18 protein-coding genes and 1 pseudogene are annotated in these 18,171 nt (G+C 71.0%); 15 read left to right on the forward strand and 4 right to left on the reverse strand.

Annotated elements, in window-relative coordinates; translation table 11 throughout:
* Positions 1 to 48: 48 nt before the first annotated feature.
* On the reverse strand, positions 49 to 789 hold the full coding sequence (locus tag NOO62_RS32215; RefSeq protein ID WP_268774313.1) for an SDR family oxidoreductase: 741 nt from the start codon (positions 787 to 789) through the stop codon (positions 49 to 51).
* Positions 790 to 1,005: 216 nt separating this feature from the next.
* Between NOO62_RS32215 and NOO62_RS32220 the strand changes: the two genes are divergently transcribed.
* Positions 1,006 to 1,434 (forward strand): ribonuclease, encoded by a 429-nt coding sequence (locus NOO62_RS32220; RefSeq protein ID WP_268774314.1) that lies wholly within the window; start codon positions 1,006 to 1,008, stop codon positions 1,432 to 1,434.
* A 22-nt stretch (positions 1,435 to 1,456) separates the two neighbouring features.
* Here the strand turns inward: NOO62_RS32220 and NOO62_RS32225 are convergent, their stop codons facing one another.
* On the reverse strand, positions 1,457 to 1,663 hold the full coding sequence (locus tag NOO62_RS32225) for a hypothetical protein (RefSeq protein ID WP_268774315.1): 207 nt from the start codon (positions 1,661 to 1,663) through the stop codon (positions 1,457 to 1,459).
* 242 nt (positions 1,664 to 1,905) lie between these two features.
* Between NOO62_RS32225 and NOO62_RS32230 the strand changes: the two genes are divergently transcribed.
* The 4 genes from NOO62_RS32230 (at position 1,906) to NOO62_RS32245 (ending at position 5,515) form a co-directional block, all read left to right on the forward strand.
* Positions 1,906 to 3,117 (forward strand): sensor histidine kinase, encoded by a 1,212-nt coding sequence (locus NOO62_RS32230; RefSeq protein WP_268775882.1) that lies wholly within the window; start codon positions 1,906 to 1,908, stop codon positions 3,115 to 3,117.
* Positions 3,114 to 3,785 carry a response regulator transcription factor gene (locus tag NOO62_RS32235; RefSeq protein ID WP_268774316.1) on the forward strand — a complete coding sequence of 224 codons (672 nt, stop codon included), beginning with the start codon at positions 3,114 to 3,116 and terminating at the stop codon, positions 3,783 to 3,785. The genes NOO62_RS32230 and NOO62_RS32235 overlap by 4 nt, the downstream gene beginning before the upstream one ends.
* Positions 3,786 to 3,856: 71 nt before the next feature.
* Positions 3,857 to 5,062 carry a cytochrome P450 family protein gene (locus NOO62_RS32240; protein ID WP_268774317.1) on the forward strand — a complete coding sequence of 402 codons (1,206 nt, stop codon included), beginning with the start codon at positions 3,857 to 3,859 and terminating at the stop codon, positions 5,060 to 5,062.
* A 9-nt stretch (positions 5,063 to 5,071) separates the two neighbouring features.
* Positions 5,072 to 5,515, forward strand: coding sequence for a PaaI family thioesterase (locus tag NOO62_RS32245; RefSeq protein ID WP_268774318.1), 444 nt, complete (start codon positions 5,072 to 5,074; stop codon positions 5,513 to 5,515).
* 41 nt (positions 5,516 to 5,556) lie between these two features.
* Here NOO62_RS32245 and NOO62_RS32250 read toward each other — a convergent pair whose 3' ends face one another.
* Positions 5,557 to 6,573 carry a Gfo/Idh/MocA family oxidoreductase gene (locus NOO62_RS32250; RefSeq protein WP_268774319.1) on the reverse strand — a complete coding sequence of 339 codons (1,017 nt, stop codon included), beginning with the start codon at positions 6,571 to 6,573 and terminating at the stop codon, positions 5,557 to 5,559.
* 187 nt (positions 6,574 to 6,760) lie between these two features.
* Between NOO62_RS32250 and NOO62_RS32255 the strand changes: the two genes are divergently transcribed.
* The 9 genes from NOO62_RS32255 to NOO62_RS32295 all read left to right on the forward strand — a co-directional run bounded on the left by NOO62_RS32255 (position 6,761) and on the right by NOO62_RS32295 (position 15,831).
* The gene (locus NOO62_RS32255; protein WP_268774320.1) at positions 6,761 to 7,561 is read left to right on the forward strand and encodes an SAM-dependent methyltransferase; all 801 of its coding nucleotides are present in this window, start codon (positions 6,761 to 6,763) and stop codon (positions 7,559 to 7,561) included.
* A gap of 123 nt (positions 7,562 to 7,684) precedes the next feature.
* On the forward strand, positions 7,685 to 8,422 hold the full coding sequence (locus tag NOO62_RS32260) for a GntR family transcriptional regulator (RefSeq protein WP_268775883.1): 738 nt from the start codon (positions 7,685 to 7,687) through the stop codon (positions 8,420 to 8,422).
* A gap of 124 nt (positions 8,423 to 8,546) precedes the next feature.
* The gene (locus NOO62_RS32265; RefSeq protein ID WP_268774321.1) at positions 8,547 to 9,578 is read left to right on the forward strand and encodes a sugar ABC transporter substrate-binding protein; all 1,032 of its coding nucleotides are present in this window, start codon (positions 8,547 to 8,549) and stop codon (positions 9,576 to 9,578) included.
* Positions 9,579 to 9,693: 115 nt separating this feature from the next.
* Positions 9,694 to 10,713, forward strand: coding sequence for a sugar ABC transporter substrate-binding protein (locus NOO62_RS32270; protein WP_414930922.1), 1,020 nt, complete (start codon positions 9,694 to 9,696; stop codon positions 10,711 to 10,713).
* Positions 10,710 to 11,765 carry an ABC transporter permease gene (locus NOO62_RS32275; RefSeq protein ID WP_268774322.1) on the forward strand — a complete coding sequence of 352 codons (1,056 nt, stop codon included), beginning with the start codon at positions 10,710 to 10,712 and terminating at the stop codon, positions 11,763 to 11,765. Before NOO62_RS32270 ends, NOO62_RS32275 begins: the two co-directional genes overlap by 4 nt.
* A gap of 8 nt (positions 11,766 to 11,773) precedes the next feature.
* Positions 11,774 to 12,595 (forward strand): ATP-binding cassette domain-containing protein, encoded by an 822-nt coding sequence (locus NOO62_RS32280; protein WP_268774323.1) that lies wholly within the window; start codon positions 11,774 to 11,776, stop codon positions 12,593 to 12,595.
* Between the two features lie 113 nt (positions 12,596 to 12,708).
* Positions 12,709 to 13,866, forward strand: coding sequence for an ROK family glucokinase (locus tag NOO62_RS32285; RefSeq protein ID WP_268774324.1), 1,158 nt, complete (start codon positions 12,709 to 12,711; stop codon positions 13,864 to 13,866).
* Positions 13,867 to 14,478, forward strand: a complete 612-nt coding sequence (locus NOO62_RS32290; RefSeq protein ID WP_268774325.1) for a sugar kinase — start codon at positions 13,867 to 13,869, stop codon at positions 14,476 to 14,478.
* Positions 14,479 to 14,550: 72 nt separating this feature from the next.
* The gene (locus tag NOO62_RS32295) at positions 14,551 to 15,831 is read left to right on the forward strand and encodes a sulfite oxidase (protein ID WP_268774327.1); all 1,281 of its coding nucleotides are present in this window, start codon (positions 14,551 to 14,553) and stop codon (positions 15,829 to 15,831) included.
* A 15-nt stretch (positions 15,832 to 15,846) separates the two neighbouring features.
* Here the strand turns inward: NOO62_RS32295 and NOO62_RS32300 are convergent, their stop codons facing one another.
* Positions 15,847 to 16,770 (reverse strand): ornithine cyclodeaminase family protein, encoded by a 924-nt coding sequence (locus NOO62_RS32300; protein WP_268774328.1) that lies wholly within the window; start codon positions 16,768 to 16,770, stop codon positions 15,847 to 15,849.
* A gap of 66 nt (positions 16,771 to 16,836) precedes the next feature.
* Between NOO62_RS32300 and NOO62_RS32305 the strand changes: the two are divergent.
* Positions 16,837 to 18,127 (forward strand): annotated as a pseudogene (locus NOO62_RS32305) (arginine deiminase).
* Positions 18,128 to 18,171 lie beyond the last annotated feature (44 nt).

The following is an 18,171-nucleotide window of genomic DNA, read 5'->3' on the forward strand; positions in this document are numbered from 1 at the left end:
CCCCGGCGCGCCCCACACCCATGCCCCGGCCCTCCCGGTGCGGGGGTCTCAGGCCGCGTGGCCGCCGTCCACCGACAGCTCGGTGCCGGTGATGTACGCCGCGTCGTCCCCGGCGAGATAGCCGACCAGGGACGCCACCTCGTCGGCGGAGCCGAAGCGGCCGAGGGCGGTCATGGCGCTCTGCCCCTCGGCGAAGGGGCCGTCCGCCGGGTTCATGTCCGTGTCGATCGGACCGGGCTGGACGAGGTTCGCCGTGATCCTGCGTCCGCCCAACTCCCTTGCCAGCGCCTTGTTGAGGCCGATCAGCGCGGCCTTGCTCGTCGCGTACAGCGTGCCGCCGGGGCCCGGGACGCGCTGGGCCATGCAGCTGCCGACGGTGATGATCCGGCCGCCGTCGCGGAGTCGGGCGGCCGCCGTCTGCGAGGCCAGGAAGACACCTCGTACGTTCACGGCCATGACCCGGTCGATGTCGGCGAGCGTCAGATCGCCGATGGGGCCGAGGACGCCGATGCCCGCGTTGTTCACCAGGATGTCCAGGCCGCCCAGGTCGTCGGCCGCGCGGTCGACCGCGCCTGCCGCGTCCCCGGCGTCCGCCGCGTCCGCCCGGATGGCGAAGCCGCGCTGCCCCATGGCCCGGATCTTCGTGACCACCTCGTCGGCGGCCGCCTCGTTGTCTACGTAGGTGAGGGCCACGTCCGCGCCCTCCTGGGCGAGCCGCAGCGCGATAGCCGCGCCCATGCCGCGGCTGCCGCCGGTGACCAGGGCCGTCCGGCCGGTGAGAGTAGACATATCGGAGCCTTCCGTTTGAAGCGCGATCGCCAAGTGCTTGCAGATCAAGTGCTTGCGGTACAAGTGCTTGCGGGTTCAATGAAAGGCGTCCGGGCGGGCATCGGCTGGCGGCAATCGGACACGTAGCTTGACGGCCCGCGCCGGTCGGTTAACTCCCGGAAAATTTCCGTGACTTGTCGTTGACACGACAACCTCTACGCGCGTCACACTGGACCCATGCGAATCCCCCCACGAATCGTCAGCGTCACAGCCCTGGCCGCAGCACTGCTCATCGGCGGCCCCGTCGCGGCGAGCGCGGCGCCGTCGGCACCGGTCACCTCCGCCTCGCACACCATCACCGCCTCGCACTCCATCACCGCGGTCGGCGACATCTGCTACTCCGCGCTGCCCTCCCAGGCGCACGACACCCTCGACCTGATCGAGGCGGGCGGCCCCTACCCGTACCCGCAGGACGGCACCGTCTTCCAGAACCGCGAGAGTGAGCTGCCGAAGCAGAGCTCCGGCTACTACCACGAGTACACGGTTGTCACGCCGGGCTCCGACGACCGCGGTGCCCGCCGCATCGTCACCGGTGAGAAGAACCAGGAGGACTACTACACGTCCGACCACTACGCGTCGTTCGACCTGGTCGACCACGGCTGCTGAGCGGCGTTCCGGCCGCGGGCCCTCAGTCGGCGCCGAGGCTCCGCAGGGCGGCGAACAGTGCGCAGGCCAGCACGATCAGGGCCACGCTCGCGTACGTCTCATAACCGTCGAGGAAGCCGAAGCGCTGGATCAGGCCCCAGCCGCGCAGTGCGCCGGTGAAGCTGTGGGCCAGACCGACCGCGCCCTGGAACAACAGGGCCACACCGAGAAACTCCAGTAGCTGCTTCATGCCAGGATCCTCGTCCCGCACCTTCCCGGCGGACATCCGCCGCGGGGCGAGGATCTTCCCCTTGAGCGGGTCCGAAAGTCGGGGACCTGCGCGACTTTGGTAGACGATCACGCGAGAGGACCCCGCACGGCTGCCCGCGGTGCGTAGATTTGTCGACCATGAGCGGCACTGATCCCAAGCGACCCGCCGAGGGCGAGCGGACACCCGGGCCGGGCGCCGGGGTGGGGCCCCTGCCCGGCCCCATGGCCAGGAGACCCTGGACGCTGCCCTCCGCCATCGCCCGCGAATTCGACCCGAGCCGCGCAGGACGCAAGTCGCGGCGGACCGTCCGCGACTGGATCGCGGACTTCGCCTGCTTCTTCGCCGCCGTCGTCATCGGGATGGTCGGCGCCGACGCCGTCGGCAACAACCCGCACGTCTCCCCGGGCTGGGCGGAGTTCGACCAGGTGCTCGGAGCCGTCGCCTGCGCCGCGGTCTGGCTGCGGCGGCGGTGGCCCGTCGGTCTCGCCCTCGTCCTGGTGCCGGTCTCGGTGGCCTCCGACACGGCGGGCGGCGCCGCGGCGGTCGCCCTCTTCACCCTCGCCGTGCACCGACCGTTCCGGTACGTCGCCTGGATCGGCGGCGCCTCGATCGCCGTGGTCCCCCTCACCTTCTGGCTGCGCCCGGACGCCGCCATGTCGTACGGCCTGGCCATCGCCTTCGGCGTACTGCTCACCATCACGGTCATCGGCTGGGGCATGTTCGTGCGCTCCCGCCGCGAACTCCTGCTCAGCCTGCGCGACCGCGCCGTCCGCGCGGAGAACGAGGCCGCGCTCCGCGCCGAACAGGCCCAGCGGCTCGCCCGCGAGGACATCGCGCGCGAGATGCACGACGTCCTCGCCCACCGCCTCACCCTGCTCAGCGTCCACGCGGGCGCCCTGGAGTTCCGCCCGGACGCACCCCGCGAGGAGATCGCCAGGGCGGCGGGCGTCATCCGGGAGAGCTCCCACGAGGCGTTGCAGGACCTGCGCCAGGTGATCGGCGTCCTGCGCGGCAGCGAGTCGGACGCATCCGGCCGCCCGCAGCCCACCCTCGCCGCCCTCGACACCCTGATCGCCGAGTCCCGCGACGCCGACATGAAGGTCGTCCTCGACAACCGCGTCGCCGACCCCGGCTCCGTACCCACGGCCCTCGGCCGCACCGCCTACCGCATCGCCCAGGAAGGCCTGACCAACGCCCGCAAACACGCCCCCGGCGCCGAGGTGACCGTCACTGTCACCGGCGCGCCCGGCGAGGGCCTGACCCTCTCCGTCCGCAACCCCGCACCGCCCGGCCCCGTACCCGCGGTCCCCGGCTCGGGGCAGGGTCTCATCGGGCTCGCCGAGCGGGCCACGCTCGCGGGCGGCAGGCTCGGACACGAGGCCGGGACCGACGGCGGATTCCACCTGGAGGCCTGGCTACCGTGGGCGTCATGAAACCGATCAAGCTGCTCCTCGTCGACGACGATCCGCTCGTGCGGGCCGGGCTCTCCTTCATGCTCGGCGGCGCGGCCGACATCGAGATCGTCGGCGAGGCGGCCGACGGCACCGAGGTCGCCCCCCTGGTCGGCGAACTCAGGCCCGACGTCGTCCTGATGGACATCCGCATGCCCACGATGGACGGCCTCACCGCCACCGAGGCGCTGCGCAGGCGGCCCGGCGCCCCCGAGGTCATCGTCCTCACCACGTTCCACGCCGACGAGCAGGTACTGCGCGCCCTGCGCGCGGGCGCGGCCGGGTTCGTCCTCAAGGACACGGCGCCGGCCGAGATCGTCGCGGCGGTACGGGCGGTCGCCGCGGGGGATCCCGTGCTCTCGCCGACGGTGACCCAGCAGCTGATCACGCAGGTCACCGGCGTCGACCCGCAGCTCGACCGCAGACGCCGGGCGCTGGACAGGCTCGCGACGCTGGGGGAGCGGGAGCGCGAGGTGGCCGTCGCGGTCGGGCGCGGCGGGTCGAACGCGGACATCGCGGCTCAGCTGTTCCTGAGCGTCGCCACGGTCAAGGCGCACGTGTCGCGGATCCTGACGAAGCTGGACCTCAACAACCGGGTGCAGATCGCGCTGTTGGCGCACGACGCGGGACTGCTGGACGAGGACGGCTGAACCTGGCGTGGGGCGGGAACAGAACGCCGCGTTCGGCACGTTGGCCACATGAACACCTGGGAGGGGACCACATGGCGGACAGCATCGACCTGGATACGTACGGCGCGAGATTCAGAGAGGACCCGCACTCCGTCTACGCGGAGCTTCGCTCTCTGGGACCCGTCCACCGCGTCCGCCTGCCACCCCCGGAGGACATGGACGACACGTACCTGGTGGTGGGGTACGAGGAGTGCAGGACCGCGCTCCGCGAGCCCCGCTTCGCCAAGTCCGCCGCCGCGGGGAACTTCGCGTTCCACGAAGAAGACCTGATCGGCACGCATCTGCTGATAGCCGACCCGCCGCAGCACACCCGGCTGCGCGCCCTCGTCACCCGGGAGTTCACCATGCGCCGGGTCGAGGCCCTGCGCCCCCGCATCCAGCGGATCACCGACGACCTCCTCGACGAGATGCTCGTCCACGGCGAGTCGGCCACCACCCGGCGGGCCGACCTGTTCGAAGCGCTCGCCTTCCACCTGCCGATCACCGTGATCTGCGAGCTGCTCGGCGTCCCGGACATCGACCGCGCGGCGTTCCGCCGGATGTCGACCGGCGTCGTGGCGTCACCGAACCAGGAGGAGGAGCGCGCGGCCTTCGTGGAGCTGGCCGGGTACCTCACCGATCTCGTCGAGGACAAACGGCGTTCGGGACAGGGCGAAGACCTGCTGAGCGCGCTGATCCGCACCACGGACGACGAGAGCGGCGACCGCCTCTCCGCCTCCGAACTGCGCGCCATGGCCTTCCTGCTGCTGATCGCCGGGCACGAGACGACGGTCAACCTCATCGCCAACGGCGTCCACGCCCTCTTCACCCACCCCGACCAACTCGCGGCGCTGCGCGCCGACATGTCCCTCCTGGACGGCGCCATCGAGGAGGCCCTGCGCTATGAGGGGCCGGTGGAGTGCGCGACGTACCGCTTCGCGACCGAACCCACCGAGCTCGGCGGCATCGTGATACCGACGGGCGCGGTCGTCCGGATCGCCCTCGCCGCGGCCGACCGGGACCCCGCGCGCTTCTCCGATCCCGACCGTTTCGACATCCGCCGCGCCCCACAGGGCCACATGGCGTTCGGGCACGGCCTGCACCACTGCCTGGGCGCCCCGCTGGCCCGGGTCGAGGCGAAGATCGCGCTCGGCTCCCTCCTGGAGCGCTGCCCCGGCCTCGCGTCGGACGGGCCGCCGGGGGAGTGGCTGCCAGGGACTCTGATCAGAGGGATGCGGCGGCTTCCCGTCCGGTGGTAGTAGTCGGTCATGACCGAGCCCTTGCCCGCACAGCCGGTACCCGACCCCCTCGACCTCGCCATGGCCCGGAAGGTCCTGGAGGCCCAGCCGTTCAGCCGTCTCGTGCGGGCCCGCATCACGCGGTTCGGTGAGGGCGCGGCCACGCTGGAGATCGGGGTCCGCGACGAGCTCCGGCAGCAGAACGGCTTCCTGCACGGCGGCGTCCTGGCGTACGCGGCGGACAACAGCATCACGTTCGCCGCGGGCACGACGCTCGGCCCGGCCGTCCTGACGTCCGGGTTCTCCATCCAGTACGTACGCCCCGCGACCGGCATGACCCTCATCGCGCACGCCGTCGTGGTGCACTCGGGCCGACGTCAGGCGACGGTGCGCTGCGAGCTGGTCGCGGTGGCCGAGGAGGGCACGGAGACGCTGTGCGCGATCGCGCAGGGGACGGTGCTGTCCACGGCGTGAGGCCTGAGTGCTCTCCACGGCGGGCTGGCTGTCACAGGCTCTCAGTCAGCTGAGATCCCCACGGAGATCTCCGCCATCCGCACCGGCCGCCGCTCCCGCCGCGACAGCTCGCACGCCTCCGCGATCCGCAGCGCGTGCAGCGCCTCGCGGCCGTCGCAGGGGTTCGCCCGTGCGCCGCGGACCACCTCGACGAAGGCGGCGAGCTCCGCCTCGTACGCGGGGGCGAAGCGCTCGAGGAAACCGGGCCACGGCTTGACCGGAGCGGGCGGGCCCGCCGGTTCCACGGAGGTGAGCGGCGTGCGCTCGTCCATGCCGACCGCCAACTGGTCGCGGTCACCTGCCAGTTCCATGCGGACGTCGTACCCCGCGCCGTTGCAGCGCGTCGCGGTGGCCGTGGCGAGCGTGCCGTCGTCCAGGGTCAGCACCGCGGCCGCCGTGTCGACGTCGCCCGCGTCGCGGAACATCGCGGGTCCCGCGTCGGACCCGGTCGCGTAGACCACCGTGACCTCGCGCCCCGTCACCCACCGCAGGATGTCGAAGTCGTGGACGAGGCAGTCGCGGTAGAGGCCGCCGGAGAGCGGCAGGTACGCGGCCGGGGGCGGCGCGGGGTCCGAAGTGATCGCCCGCACGGTGTGCAGCCGCCCGAGACGGCCCGAGCGCACCGCCTCGCGTGCCGCCGTGTACCCCGCGTCGAAGCGCCGCTGGAAGCCGAGCTGCAGCACGGTCCCCGCGGCCTCGACCTCGGCGAGGGCGGCGAGCGTGCCCGGCAGGTCGAGGGCGATGGGCTTCTCGCAGAACACGGGGAGGCCCGCACGCGCCGCTCTGCCGATGAGCTCCGCGTGCGCGGCGGTCGCTGCCGTGATCACCACGGCGTCCACCCCCGCGGCGAAGACGTCGTCCGCCGAGGACACTGCCGTCGCACCGGTCCGCGCGGCGAGGGCGGTGGCCCGGGCGGCGTCGGCGTCGGCGATCACCAGGGACGTCACGTCGGGGTGGTGGCTGAGGGCGGCCGCGTGGAAGGAGCCGATGCGGCCCGTTCCGATCAGTCCGATGCGCATGCACCCACCCTCGCGACGCCGGACGGTCCTGTCAATGCTTTGTCCTGACAACAGTACGTAAGCCGGGCCCCCGGTCCCGTAGAGCCGTCTCCAGTCGGGGCGATGGCGTGACACCATCACGAGGTGGCGTAGGTTCTTCGGCGCGGCCACCGAAGTCCGGTGAGTACACAGAGAATTGGAGCGGCCCATGCACGGCGCGGGCGATCGGATCGACACCTCGACGGCACATTCGGCGCGGGTGTACGACTACATCCTGGGCGGCAAGGACCACTACCCCGTGGATGCCGCGGCGGGCGACACGATGTGCGAGCACTGGCCGGCGCTGCCGGTGCACATGCTGGAGAACCGCCGCTTCATGCACCGCGCCGGGCACTACCTGGCCAAGGAGCAGGGCATCCGCCAATTCCTCGACATAGGCACGGGGTTGCCCACGGCGCCCAACCTGCACGAGGTGGCGCAGCAGGTGGCGCCGGAGTCGCACGTGGTCTACGTGGACAACGACCCCATCGTCCTGGCCCACGCCCGCGCCCTCCTGCAGAGCACCCCCGAGGGCGCGACGGCGTACATCGACGCGGACATGCACGACCCGGACGCCATCCTGGACAGCGCGGAGTTCCGCGAGCTGATCGACCTGAAGGAACCGGTCGGCCTGATGGTCATCGGCATCCTCCACTTCATCCTGCCCCCGGACGACCGCCGCCTGGTCCAGCGCCTCCTGGAGCCGCTCCCGTCGGGCAGCTTCCTCGCCATGACCATCGGCACCGCGGACTTCGCTCCCGGCGAGGTGGGCCGGGTGGCCGAGGAGTACGCCGCGCAGGGCATGCCGATGGCTCTGCGCGACCTGCCCACGGCCACGTCGTTCTTCGACGGCATGGAGCTGGTCGACCCGGGTGTCACCCAGGTCCACAAGTGGCGCCCGGGCCCCGACCAGCACGGCATCGACGACAGTGCGATCGCGATGTACGGCGCGGTGGCCCGCAAGGCCTGATCCGGAATTTGTCCGGACAACAGAACTTAAGAACTACCCGTCATCATCTCCTGGGACTACGCTCGCCACGTGTCCAAACCAGTCGCCAAAGCAGCTCAGGACAAGCCGGTCCAGGACCCCACCGTGGACCTCCGGCTCGGCGTCGACCGCAGCAGTCCCGTACCGCTTTACTTCCAGCTGGCCCAGCAGCTGGAAGCGGCGATCGAGCGCGGCGCCCTCACGCCCGGCAGCCTTCTCGGCAACGAGATCGAGCTCGCCGGGCGGCTGGGGCTCTCGCGGCCGACGGTGCGGCAGGCGATCCAGTCCCTCGTCGACAAGGGGCTGCTCGTGCGGCGGCGGGGCGTCGGCACCCAGGTCGTGCACAGCCAGGTCAAGCGACCGCTCGAGCTCAGCAGTCTCTACGACGACCTGGAGGCCGCGGGGCAGCGCCCCGAGACCCGTGTGCTGCGCGCAGTCCTTGAGCCCGCCACCGCCGAGGTCGCGTCGGCGCTCGGAGTCGCCGAGGGCGACGACGTACACCTCGTCGAGCGGCTCCGGCTCGCGCACGGCGAGCCCATGGCCCACCTGCGCAACCACATCCCCACCGGCCTCCTCGACCTCGACCCGGCGCGCCTGGAGGCCACCGGGCTGTACCGCCTGATGCGCGCGGCGGGCCTCACCCTGCACAGCGCCCGCCAGTCCGTCGGTGCCCGCGCCGCCACCGCCGACGAGGCGGAACTGCTCGCCGAGCCGGTGGGCGCCCCGCTGCTCACCATGCGGCGCACCACCTTCGACGACACGGGACGCGCCGTCGAGTTCGGCTCGCACGTCTACCGCGCCTCGCGGTACTCCTTCGAGTTCCAGCTCCTCGTACGACCGTAGAGACCGCCGTACGCGCACCCCTGGCGTCAGAATGTTCTGACAAACTTATTGACGGTCCCGCGCCGCCCCCGCTAGAACTCCTCCAGCCGCACCGAGGCGGCCGGGAGACGAGGGGTGGTCCATCATGCGTACATCCCGCACAGCCACGCGCACATCCCGCACGGCCAAGGGCGTCGTCAGCTGTCTGGCGGTGATCGCGCTCGCCGCAGGCTGCAGCGGCTCCGGCGGCAAGGACGACGAGGACAAGTCCGGGGACGGCGGGAGTGGGGGCGGGGGCGGCACGGGCGTGAACACGCCCCGGCTCAAGATCGCGATGGTCACGCACTCGGGCGAGGGCGACACCTTCTGGGACATCGTCCGCAGCGGCGCCGAGCAGGCCGCCCGCAAGGACAACGTCCAGTTCCTCTACGCCAACGACAAGGAGGCCAAGGGCCAGGCCGAGCTCGTCCAGTCCTTCGTCGACAAGAAGGTCGACGGGATCGTCGTGACCCTGGCCAAGCCCGAGGCGATGCGGTCCGTCCTCGCCAAGGCGAACGCCGCCGGTATCCCCGTCGTCACGATCAACTCGGGCGGCGAGTTCTCCGAGGAGTTCGGCGCGCTCAGCCACATCGGGCAGGACGAGTCCGTGGCCGGTGAGGCCGTCGGCGACGAGCTCGACAAGCGCGGCAAGAAGAAGGCGCTCTGCGTCATCCACGAACAGGGCAACGTCTCGCTCGAACAGCGCTGCGCCGGAGTGAAGAAAAGCTTCGGCGGCTCCGTCGAGAACCTGAACGTCGAGGGGACCAACGCGCCCGCCTCCCAGTCCTCCATCAGCGCGAAGCTCCAGGCGACCAAGGGCATCGACGCGGTCGTCACCCTCGGCGCGCCCATCGCCGCGTACTCGGTGAAGGCCAAGGAGGATACGGGCAGCAAGGCCGAGATCGACACGTTCGACCTGAACGCCGAGGTCGTGAAGAGGATGAAGGCGAAGGAGGTCGGATTCGCCGTCGACCAGCAGCCCTACCTCCAGGGCTACCTCTCCGTGGACGAGCTGTGGCTCTACAAGACCAACGCCAACGTCCTGGGAGGCGGCAAGCCCGTCCTCACCGGGCCCGCCGTCGTCACCGGGAAGGACGTGCCGAAGCTGGAGAAGTACACCGCACGCGGTACGCGATGAACACTCGCGGCACCCGATGGACACACACGTGATCCGCGTGGTCGATACTTGGGCGGCTGGGGCCGGGGATCCGGACCGGCCGCACAGAGCAGCAGAGCAAGAAGGGCACGGCGTCGTGGCAAGGGTGAAGACAGGGGTACGTACGGTGGGCGCCGTGCTGGTGGCGGTGCTCGGGGTCACCGCGGGACTCACCGGATGCAGCAGCACCGGTGGCAAACGCGCGGAGGACGCCCGCAAGGCGGCGACCGCCCAGGGCAAGGCGGCGGTGAACACGCCGCGGTGGACCGTCGGCATGGTGACCCACTCGGGCGACGGCGACACCTTCTGGGACATCGTCCAGAGCGGTGCCGAGCAGGCCGCCCGCAAGGACAACATCAATTTCCTCTACGCCCATGACGACGAGGCCCAGCAGCAGGCCCAGCTCGTGGACTCCTACATCGACAAGAAGGTCGACGGGATCATCGTCACGCTGGCCAAGCCGGACGCGATGAAGGGCGCCCTGGCCCGCGCCAAGAAGGCCGGTATTCCGGTGATCACCGTGAACTCCGGCTCGGCCGAGTCCAAGAAGTTCGGGGCGCTCACCCACATCGGGCAGGACGAGACGATCGCGGGCGAGGCCGTCGGCGAGGAGCTCAACAAGCGCGGCAAGAAGAAGGCGCTCTGCATCCTGCACGAGCAGGGCAACGTCGGCCACGAGCAGCGCTGCGACGGGGCCAAGAAGACCTTCGACGGCAAGATGCAGAACCTGTACGTCACCGGCACCAACATGCCCGACGTGCAGTCCTCCGTCGAGGCCCGGCTCCAGACGGACAAGTCCATCGACGCCGTCGTCACGCTCGGCGCGCCCTTCGCGGACACCGCGGTGAAGGCCGCGGACAGCGCGGGCAGCAAGGCGGAGATCGACACCTTCGACCTGAACGAGACGGTCGCGGCCGGCCTGAAGTCCGGCGACCTCGGCTTCGCCGTCGACCAGCAGCCCTACCTCCAGGGCTACCAGGCCGTCGACCTGCTCTGGCTGTACAAGTACAACGCCGACGTCCTCGGCGGTGGCAGGCCCGTCCTCACAGGACCGCAGATCATCACCAAGGACCAGGCCGCCGAGCTGGAGGAATACGCGAAGCGAGGGACCCGATGACCGCGACAGCACCGGCACCCGCCCCGGGCGACAGGACCGACGAGCGGCTCGTCAAGACCTCGCCGCTGAAGAAACTGATGGGCCGCCCCGAGCTCGGCTCGGTCGTCGGTGCCATCGCCGTCTTCATCTTCTTCTCGTTCATCGCGGACAGCTTCCTCCAGGCCTCCAGCCTCGCGACGGTCCTGTACGCCGCCTCGACCCTCGGCATCATGGCGGTGCCGGTGGCGCTGCTGATGATCGGCGGCGAGTTCGACCTGTCGGCGGGCGTCCTCGTGACGACCTCCGCCCTGGTCTCGTCGATGTTCAGCTACCAGATGACGGCGAACGTCTGGGTCGGCGTCGGCGTCTCGCTGCTCGTCACCCTCGCCATCGGCGTCTTCAACGGCGTCATGCTGACCCGCACGGACCCGCCGAGCTTCATCATCACGCTCGGCACGTTCCTGATGCTGACCGGCATGAACCTCGGCTTCACCAAGATGATCAGCGGCACGGTCTCCACCAAGTCGATCTCCGACATGGAGGGCTTCACCTCCGCCAAGAAGATCTTCGCCGAGACGATCACGATCGGCGGCGTCGGCTTCAAGGTCACGATCCTCTGGTGGCTCGCGCTGATCGTGGTCGCCACATGGATCCTGCTGCGCACCCGCGTCGGCAACTGGATCTTCGCGGTGGGCGGCGGCGAGGACGCGGCCCGCGCGGTCGGCGTCCCGGTCGCCAAGACGAAGATCGGCCTCTACATGGGCGTCGCGTTCGGCGCCTGGATCTCCGGCCAGCACCTGCTGTTCTCGTACGACACCGTGCAGTCCGGCGAGGGTGTCGGCAACGAACTGATCTACATCGTCGCGGCCGTCATCGGCGGCTGCCTCATCACCGGTGGCTACGGCTCCGCGGTCGGTGCGGCCGTCGGTGCGCTGATCTTCGGCATGGTCAGCAAGGGCATCGTGTACGCCGAGTGGAACTCGGACTGGTTCAAGTTCTTCCTCGGCGTGATGCTGCTCCTCGCCACCCTGCTCAACCACTGGGTCCGCAAGCGCGCGGAGGCGACGAAGTGACCACGGACATGACGAAGACCGACGCGGTCCCCGAGGACGGGGGCGGGCGCACGCCGCTCGTCGAGCTCGACGACGTCAGCAAGTACTACGGCAACATCCGCGCGCTCGAAGGCGTCTCCCTCGAAGTGCACGCGGGGGAGATCTCGTGCGTGCTCGGCGACAACGGCGCGGGCAAGTCGACCCTCATCAAGATCATCGCCGGGTTGCACAGGAACGACTCCGGCTCCTTCACGATCGAGGGCGAGGAGGCGCGGTTCGCCACGCCGCGCGAGGCGCTGGACCGGGGCATCGCCACGGTCTACCAGGACCTGGCCGTGGTCCCCCTCATGCCGGTCTGGCGGAACTTCTTCCTCGGCTCCGAGCCGACGAAGGGGTCCGGCCCCTTCCGCCGCATGGACGTCGACTTGATGCGGGCGACGACCCACGCGGAGCTGCTCCGCATGGGCATCGACCTGCGCGACGTCGACCAGCCCATCGGTACGCTCTCCGGCGGCGAGCGGCAGTGCGTGGCCATCGCGCGCGCCGTCTACTTCGGCGCGAAGGTCCTCGTCCTGGACGAGCCGACGGCGGCGCTCGGCGTGAAGCAGTCCGGGGTCGTCCTCAAGTACGTGGCCGCGGCGCGGGACGCGGGCCTCGGCGTGGTCCTCATCACGCACAATCCCCACCACGCGTACCTGGTCGGCGACCGCTTCGTCCTCCTCAAGCGCGGTGCGATGTCCGGCAGCTACACCCGCGACGAGATCACCCTCGACGAACTGACCCGCCAGATGGCGGGCGGCAGCGAACTCGACGACCTCCGTCACGAACTGGAGGGCCGGGGGCCCGCCTGACGGGTGGGGGTGCTGTGTCAGGGGCGCGGGGGAGGCCGATCCCCGTACCCCGTCACGCGCCCCGCGAGATCCCGTTGTGCGCGCCCCCGCGAGCGTGAGGCAGAATCGCCGCAATGAGCACCTACCGCGACCTCGCGCACCGCGGCTCCGCACGAGCCACCGTTCTGCGGACCGTGGGCACCCGCGAACGCCGATCACATCTGACGGCGCCCCGCGTCAACACCGTCGGCATCGACATCGGCGGCACCAAGGTGATGGCGGGCGTCGTCGACCCCGACGGCAACATCCTGGAGACCCTCCGCACGGAGACCCCGGACAAGTCCAAGAGCCCCAGGGTCGTCGAGGACACCATCGTCGAGCTGGTCCTCGACCTGTCCGACCGCCACGACGTGCACGCCGTCGGCATCGGCGCCGCGGGCTGGGTCGACGCGGACCGCAACCGCGTGCTCTTCGCCCCCCACCTGTCCTGGCGCAACGAACCCCTGCGGGACCGGATCTCGGGCCGCCTCGCCGTGCCCGTCATGGTCGACAACGACGCGAACACCGCCGCCTGGGCGGAGTGGCGCTTCGGCGCGGGCCGCGGCGAGGACCACCTGGTCATGATCACCCTCGGCACCGGCATCGGCGGCGCGATCCTGGAGGACGGCGCCGTCAAGCGCGGCAAGTTCGGTGTCGCGGGCGAGTTCGGGCATATGCAGGTCGTCCCCGGCGGCCACCGCTGCCCGTGCGGCAACCGCGGCTGCTGGGAGCAGTACAGCTCGGGCAACGCCCTGGTCAGGGAGGCCCGCGAGCTCGCCGCCGCGGACTCCCCGGTCGCGTACGGCATCATCGAGCGTGTGAAGGGCAACGTCCCCGACATCACGGGCCCCCTCATCACCGAGCTGGCCCGCGAGGGCGACGCGATGTGCGTCGAACTGCTCCAGGACATCGGCCAGTGGCTCGGCGTCGGCATCGCCAACCTCGCCGCCGCCCTCGACCCCTCCTGCTTCGTGATCGGCGGCGGCGTCAGCGCCGCCGACGACCTCCTGATCGGCCCGGCCCGCGACGCGTTCCGTCGCCACCTGACCGGCCGCGGCTACCGCCCCGAGGCCCGCATCGCCCGCGCCCAGCTCGGCCCCGAGGCCGGCATGGTGGGCGCCGCCGACCTGGCCCGCCTGGTCGCCCGCCGCTTCCGCCGCGCCAACCGGCGCCGCGTGGAGCGCTACGAACGCTATGAGCGCTACGCCGAGGCGCGCCGCACCGACGACCGCACATCCCAGGGAACCCAGTAGATGACCGTGCCACGCCAGCCCTCGTCCCCGGACCACCCCGGCGCCCCCGAGCCGCCGGACGGGGAGGGGGGCCCGGCCCGCAAGACCGAGGCCCGCAGCCACATGATCCGCCGCCGCTGGCTGACGGCGATCATCATCGTGCTGCTCATCGGCGTGCCCGCCGGCTACCTGGTGATCTCCGCGAACCAGAGCCGCAACAGCGGTCGCGACAAGGAGGACAAGTACTCCGCGACGGGCCTCACCGCGGGCTGGCCCTCCCGGGTGCAGCGACGCCTGTACGACGTACCGGTGCAGCCGTACTCCGAAGAGGTCGCCTACTACGAGACGAACAACTGGCGCACCAGCCGTCTCTACGTCCAGTTCCTCACCAGCAACGAGGGCCTCACCAGGTTCCTCCAGCAGATCGGCAGCAAAGAGAGCGCCTTCAAAGCCGACGACATCACCATCAGCAAGCGCGACCAGAACGTCGTCGGCTGGGAGTTCACGGGCCCCGGCCCCTGGTACGGCCTCACCCACACGCAGAAGGACCCGGCGCCGACCCTGGACGTCGTCGTGGACCGCTCGAACGCGCGGCACCCGATGGTGTACGTGGTCTCTACGACGACGCCCTGAACCAGACTGCGGCTTTGTGAAGATCAAGGCGATCTCCGGTGTGCCGCCACCCGTCTTTCCTACCGTGAGGCCATGACCAGACACACGGAGCCAACAGACGCAGCGGAGTCGGAGACGTCGTACGACCGGCGCCGACTGCACCAGTGGTTGGGCGGAGAGGCCCGCGCCGGAGGCGTGGCGCGCCGCGACATGCTGCGGCTGGTCGCCGCCGCGGGCCTGGCCTCGACGGTCCCGGTGGCCCTGTCGGCGCCCCGCGCCACGGCGGCGGGGCCGGGCATCGTCAAGCCGCTGCCGCCGGAGTGGTTCATCGTCCACGGCACGAACGCGGAGGCCCGCTTCGAGTCGTTCGCCGACACCGGCTTCACCACCCCGGTCTCCCGCTTCTTCGTCCGCAACCACACGACGACCCCGCGCCTCGACGCGGCGTCCTGGAAGCTGAACATCTGGGGCGACGGGCTGACGGGCCGCGCGCGGGAATTCACCCTCGCGGACCTCCGGCGCCTCAAGCCGGTGACGCGCACGGCGTTCGTCGAGTGCGCGGGCAACGCCAGGAACTTCTTCAAGACGCAGCAGGGCCGAGCGGGCTCGGGCACTCCGTGGACGACGGGCGCGATCGGTGTGGCCCACTGGCGAGGCGTACGCCTCTCCGACGTCCTGCAGAAGGCCGGTCTCTCCCGCCGTGCGGTGGACATCATGCCGCGCGGCCTCGACGACGAGTACGTCACGTCGAACGGTACGAACTACGGCAGGGTGCGCCGTCCCATGCCGATCTCCAAGGCGCTGGACGACGTCATCCTCGCGTATGAGATGAACGGTGCCCCTCTGCCGCCCGACCACGGGTTCCCGGTGCGGCTCCTCGCCCCCTCCTGGGTGGGCATTTCCTCGATCAAGTGGCTGGGCGACATCGAGGTCTCCACCAAGCCCCTGTACTCGCCCTGGAACACGGACTTCTACCGTCTCTTCGGCGACGCCTACCCGCCCGAGGGCAGCGCCCCGCTCGCCCGCCAGACCATCAAATCGGCCTTCGAGCTCCCCTGGAACGCGGACCTGCCCGCGCACACCCGCCACCGCCTCACGGGCCGCGCCTGGTCGGCCGACGGCGCGATCACCCGGGTCGAGGTGAGCACGGACGGCGGCGCCTCCTGGCACCCGGCCCGCCTGCACGACCGTGGGCAGGAGGGTTCCTGGACCCGCTGGTCGTTCCCGTGGCAGCCGGGCAGAACCGGCCCGGCGGAGCTCCTCTCCCGCGCCACCGACTCCACGGGCCGCACCCAGCCGGAGACGACGGTGCACAACGCCCAGGGGTACCTGTTCGACGCGGTGGTGCGGCACGCGGTGACGGTGAGCAGCTGAGACACCTGCACGTGCTCACCCGGCGGCCGCCCACCGTTCGTACGCGGCGGCCGCCACGGCCAGGTCCTCCCAGGCCATCCCCGCCGACTTGAACAGCCGCGGCCGCCCCTCCGCGACCCGCACCTCGCCACGGACCAGGGCGTCCAGGGTGTGCAGCCGCGCCATGTCGAAGGCGCCGTCGGCGGTCGCGAGGACCAGGTCGCCGCACTCCCGCGCCGCCACCGCCCGGGACTCCGCCACCACCGTGGCCCGGCCCACGAGACCGGCGTCGACCTCGCGGGCGTCCGGCTCGTGCGAGCCGACGGCGGCGACCGTGGCGTGGTCGGGCAGCAGGGCGCTGTCGAAGAGGGGCTCGCGTGCCGTGGTGCAGCAGCAGACCACGTCGGCGTGGGCCACGACGTCCGCTGTCGCCGCGGATGCCGAGAGGCCGACGGCGTGGCAGCGCGCGACGAAGTCGGCCACGCGACCGGCGTTCCGCGCGACCACGTCGACGTGGCGCAGCCCCGGACGCACCGCCCGCACCGCCGCCACGTGCCCCCACGCCTGCGGCCCGGTCCCGAAGACGACGAGTCGCCCGGCGTCCGGCACCGCGAGCCGTCCGACGGCCACCCCGGACACGGCGGGGGTACGCAGCGACGTCAGCGCGATGCCGTCCAGGAGGGCCAGCGGCGTGTGGGTCTCGCCGTCCAGAAGGACGTACAAACCCTGGATGCGGGGGAGACCGCGGTCCGCGTTGCCGGGCGTGACCGTGGCGACCTTCACGCCCGCGTACGATGCCGTGGCCGACGGCATCATGAGCAGCTGCCCGCCGGATACGTCCACGACCCCGCGGTCCGGCTCCGCCTCCGGGTCGAGCCCGGCGGCGAGGACGGCCGCCAGCGCGTCGATCGCGGCGGACATGGGGACGAGGCGTTCAATGGCTCCGGCATCGATGTGCATATCAGGACAACCTTCCACACAAGCGTTAAATTGCACTGGCAGTGGCCGCAGTGCTCCCTGGCTCCTATGCCCAGGGCGACCCCGGAAAGGCACTCCGTGACGAGCACCCACACCACCGGTCCGGGATTCGGCGTCCACTCGGAGGTCGGCAGGCTCCGCAAGGTCCTGGTCTGCGCGCCCGCCCTTGCCCACCGCCGCCTGACCCCGACCAACTCGGCCGACCTGCTCTTCGACGACGTGATGTGGGTGGAGAACGCCCAGCGCGACCACGCCGAGTTCGTCGCCGAGCTCCGGCGGCGCGGGGTCGAGGTCGTCGAGCTGCACGATCTGCTGGCGCAGACCCTGGGCGTCCCTGGCGCGAGGGACTGGCTCCTGGAGCGGAAGATCACCGCGAACCAGGTCGGGATCGGCCTCATGGACGACACTCGCGCCTACCTGGAGACGCTGCAGCCGCGACGGCTGGCCGAGTACCTGATCGGCGGCCTCGCGACGACGGACCTGCCGGACGAGTACCGCTCCGCGTACGTCTCGCTCGTCCGCGAGTCCACCGGCGTGGGCGAGTACCTGATGCCGCCGCTGCCGAACACCCTCTACACCCGCGACACCACGTGCTGGCTGTACGGCGGCGTGACCCTGAACCCGCTCTACTGGCCCGCCCGGCACGATGAGACGCTGCTGATGAAGGCGGTCTACGAGTTCCACCCCGACTTCACCGGCGCCACCGTCTGGTGGGGCGACCCCGAACTCGACTGGGGTCAGGCCACGTTCGAGGGGGGGCGACATCATGCCCGTCGGCAACGGAGTCGTCCTCATGGGCATGAGCGAACGCACGTCCCGCCAGGCCATCACCCAGGTCGCCGCCGCCCTGTTCGCCAACGGCGCGGCCGAACGTGTCATCGTCGCCGGCATGCCGAAGCTGCGCTCCGCGATGCACCTCGACACCGTCTTCACCTTCGCCGACCGCGACATCGTCACGCTCTACCCGAAGATCATGGACGACGTCCACGCGTTCACCCTGCGCCCCGGCGACGGCCCCGCCGGCGTCTCGATCACCGACGAGGGCTCCCGTACGTTCGTCGACGTCGTCACCAGGGCACTGGGGCTCTCCTCGATGCGGGTGATCGAGACAGGCGGCGACGTCTACGCGTCGGAACGCCAGCAGTGGGACAGCGGCAACAACGCCGTCGCCCTGGAACCGGGCGTGGTCTTCACGTACGACCGCAACACCCAGACCAACGCGCTGCTGCGCGAAGCCGGCGTCGAGGTCATCACCATCGTCGGCGCCGAACTGGGCCGGGGCCGCGGCGGCGGCCACTGCATGACGTGCCCGTTGATCCGCGACGCGGTCGGGTTCTGACACCGCATCGGTCATCTCACCGGTACGGACGCGCTTGCCCGCCG

Origin of the sequence: Streptomyces sp. Je 1-369, from assembly GCF_026810505.1 — a bacterium.
Lineage (GTDB): Bacteria > Actinomycetota > Actinomycetes > Streptomycetales > Streptomycetaceae > Streptomyces.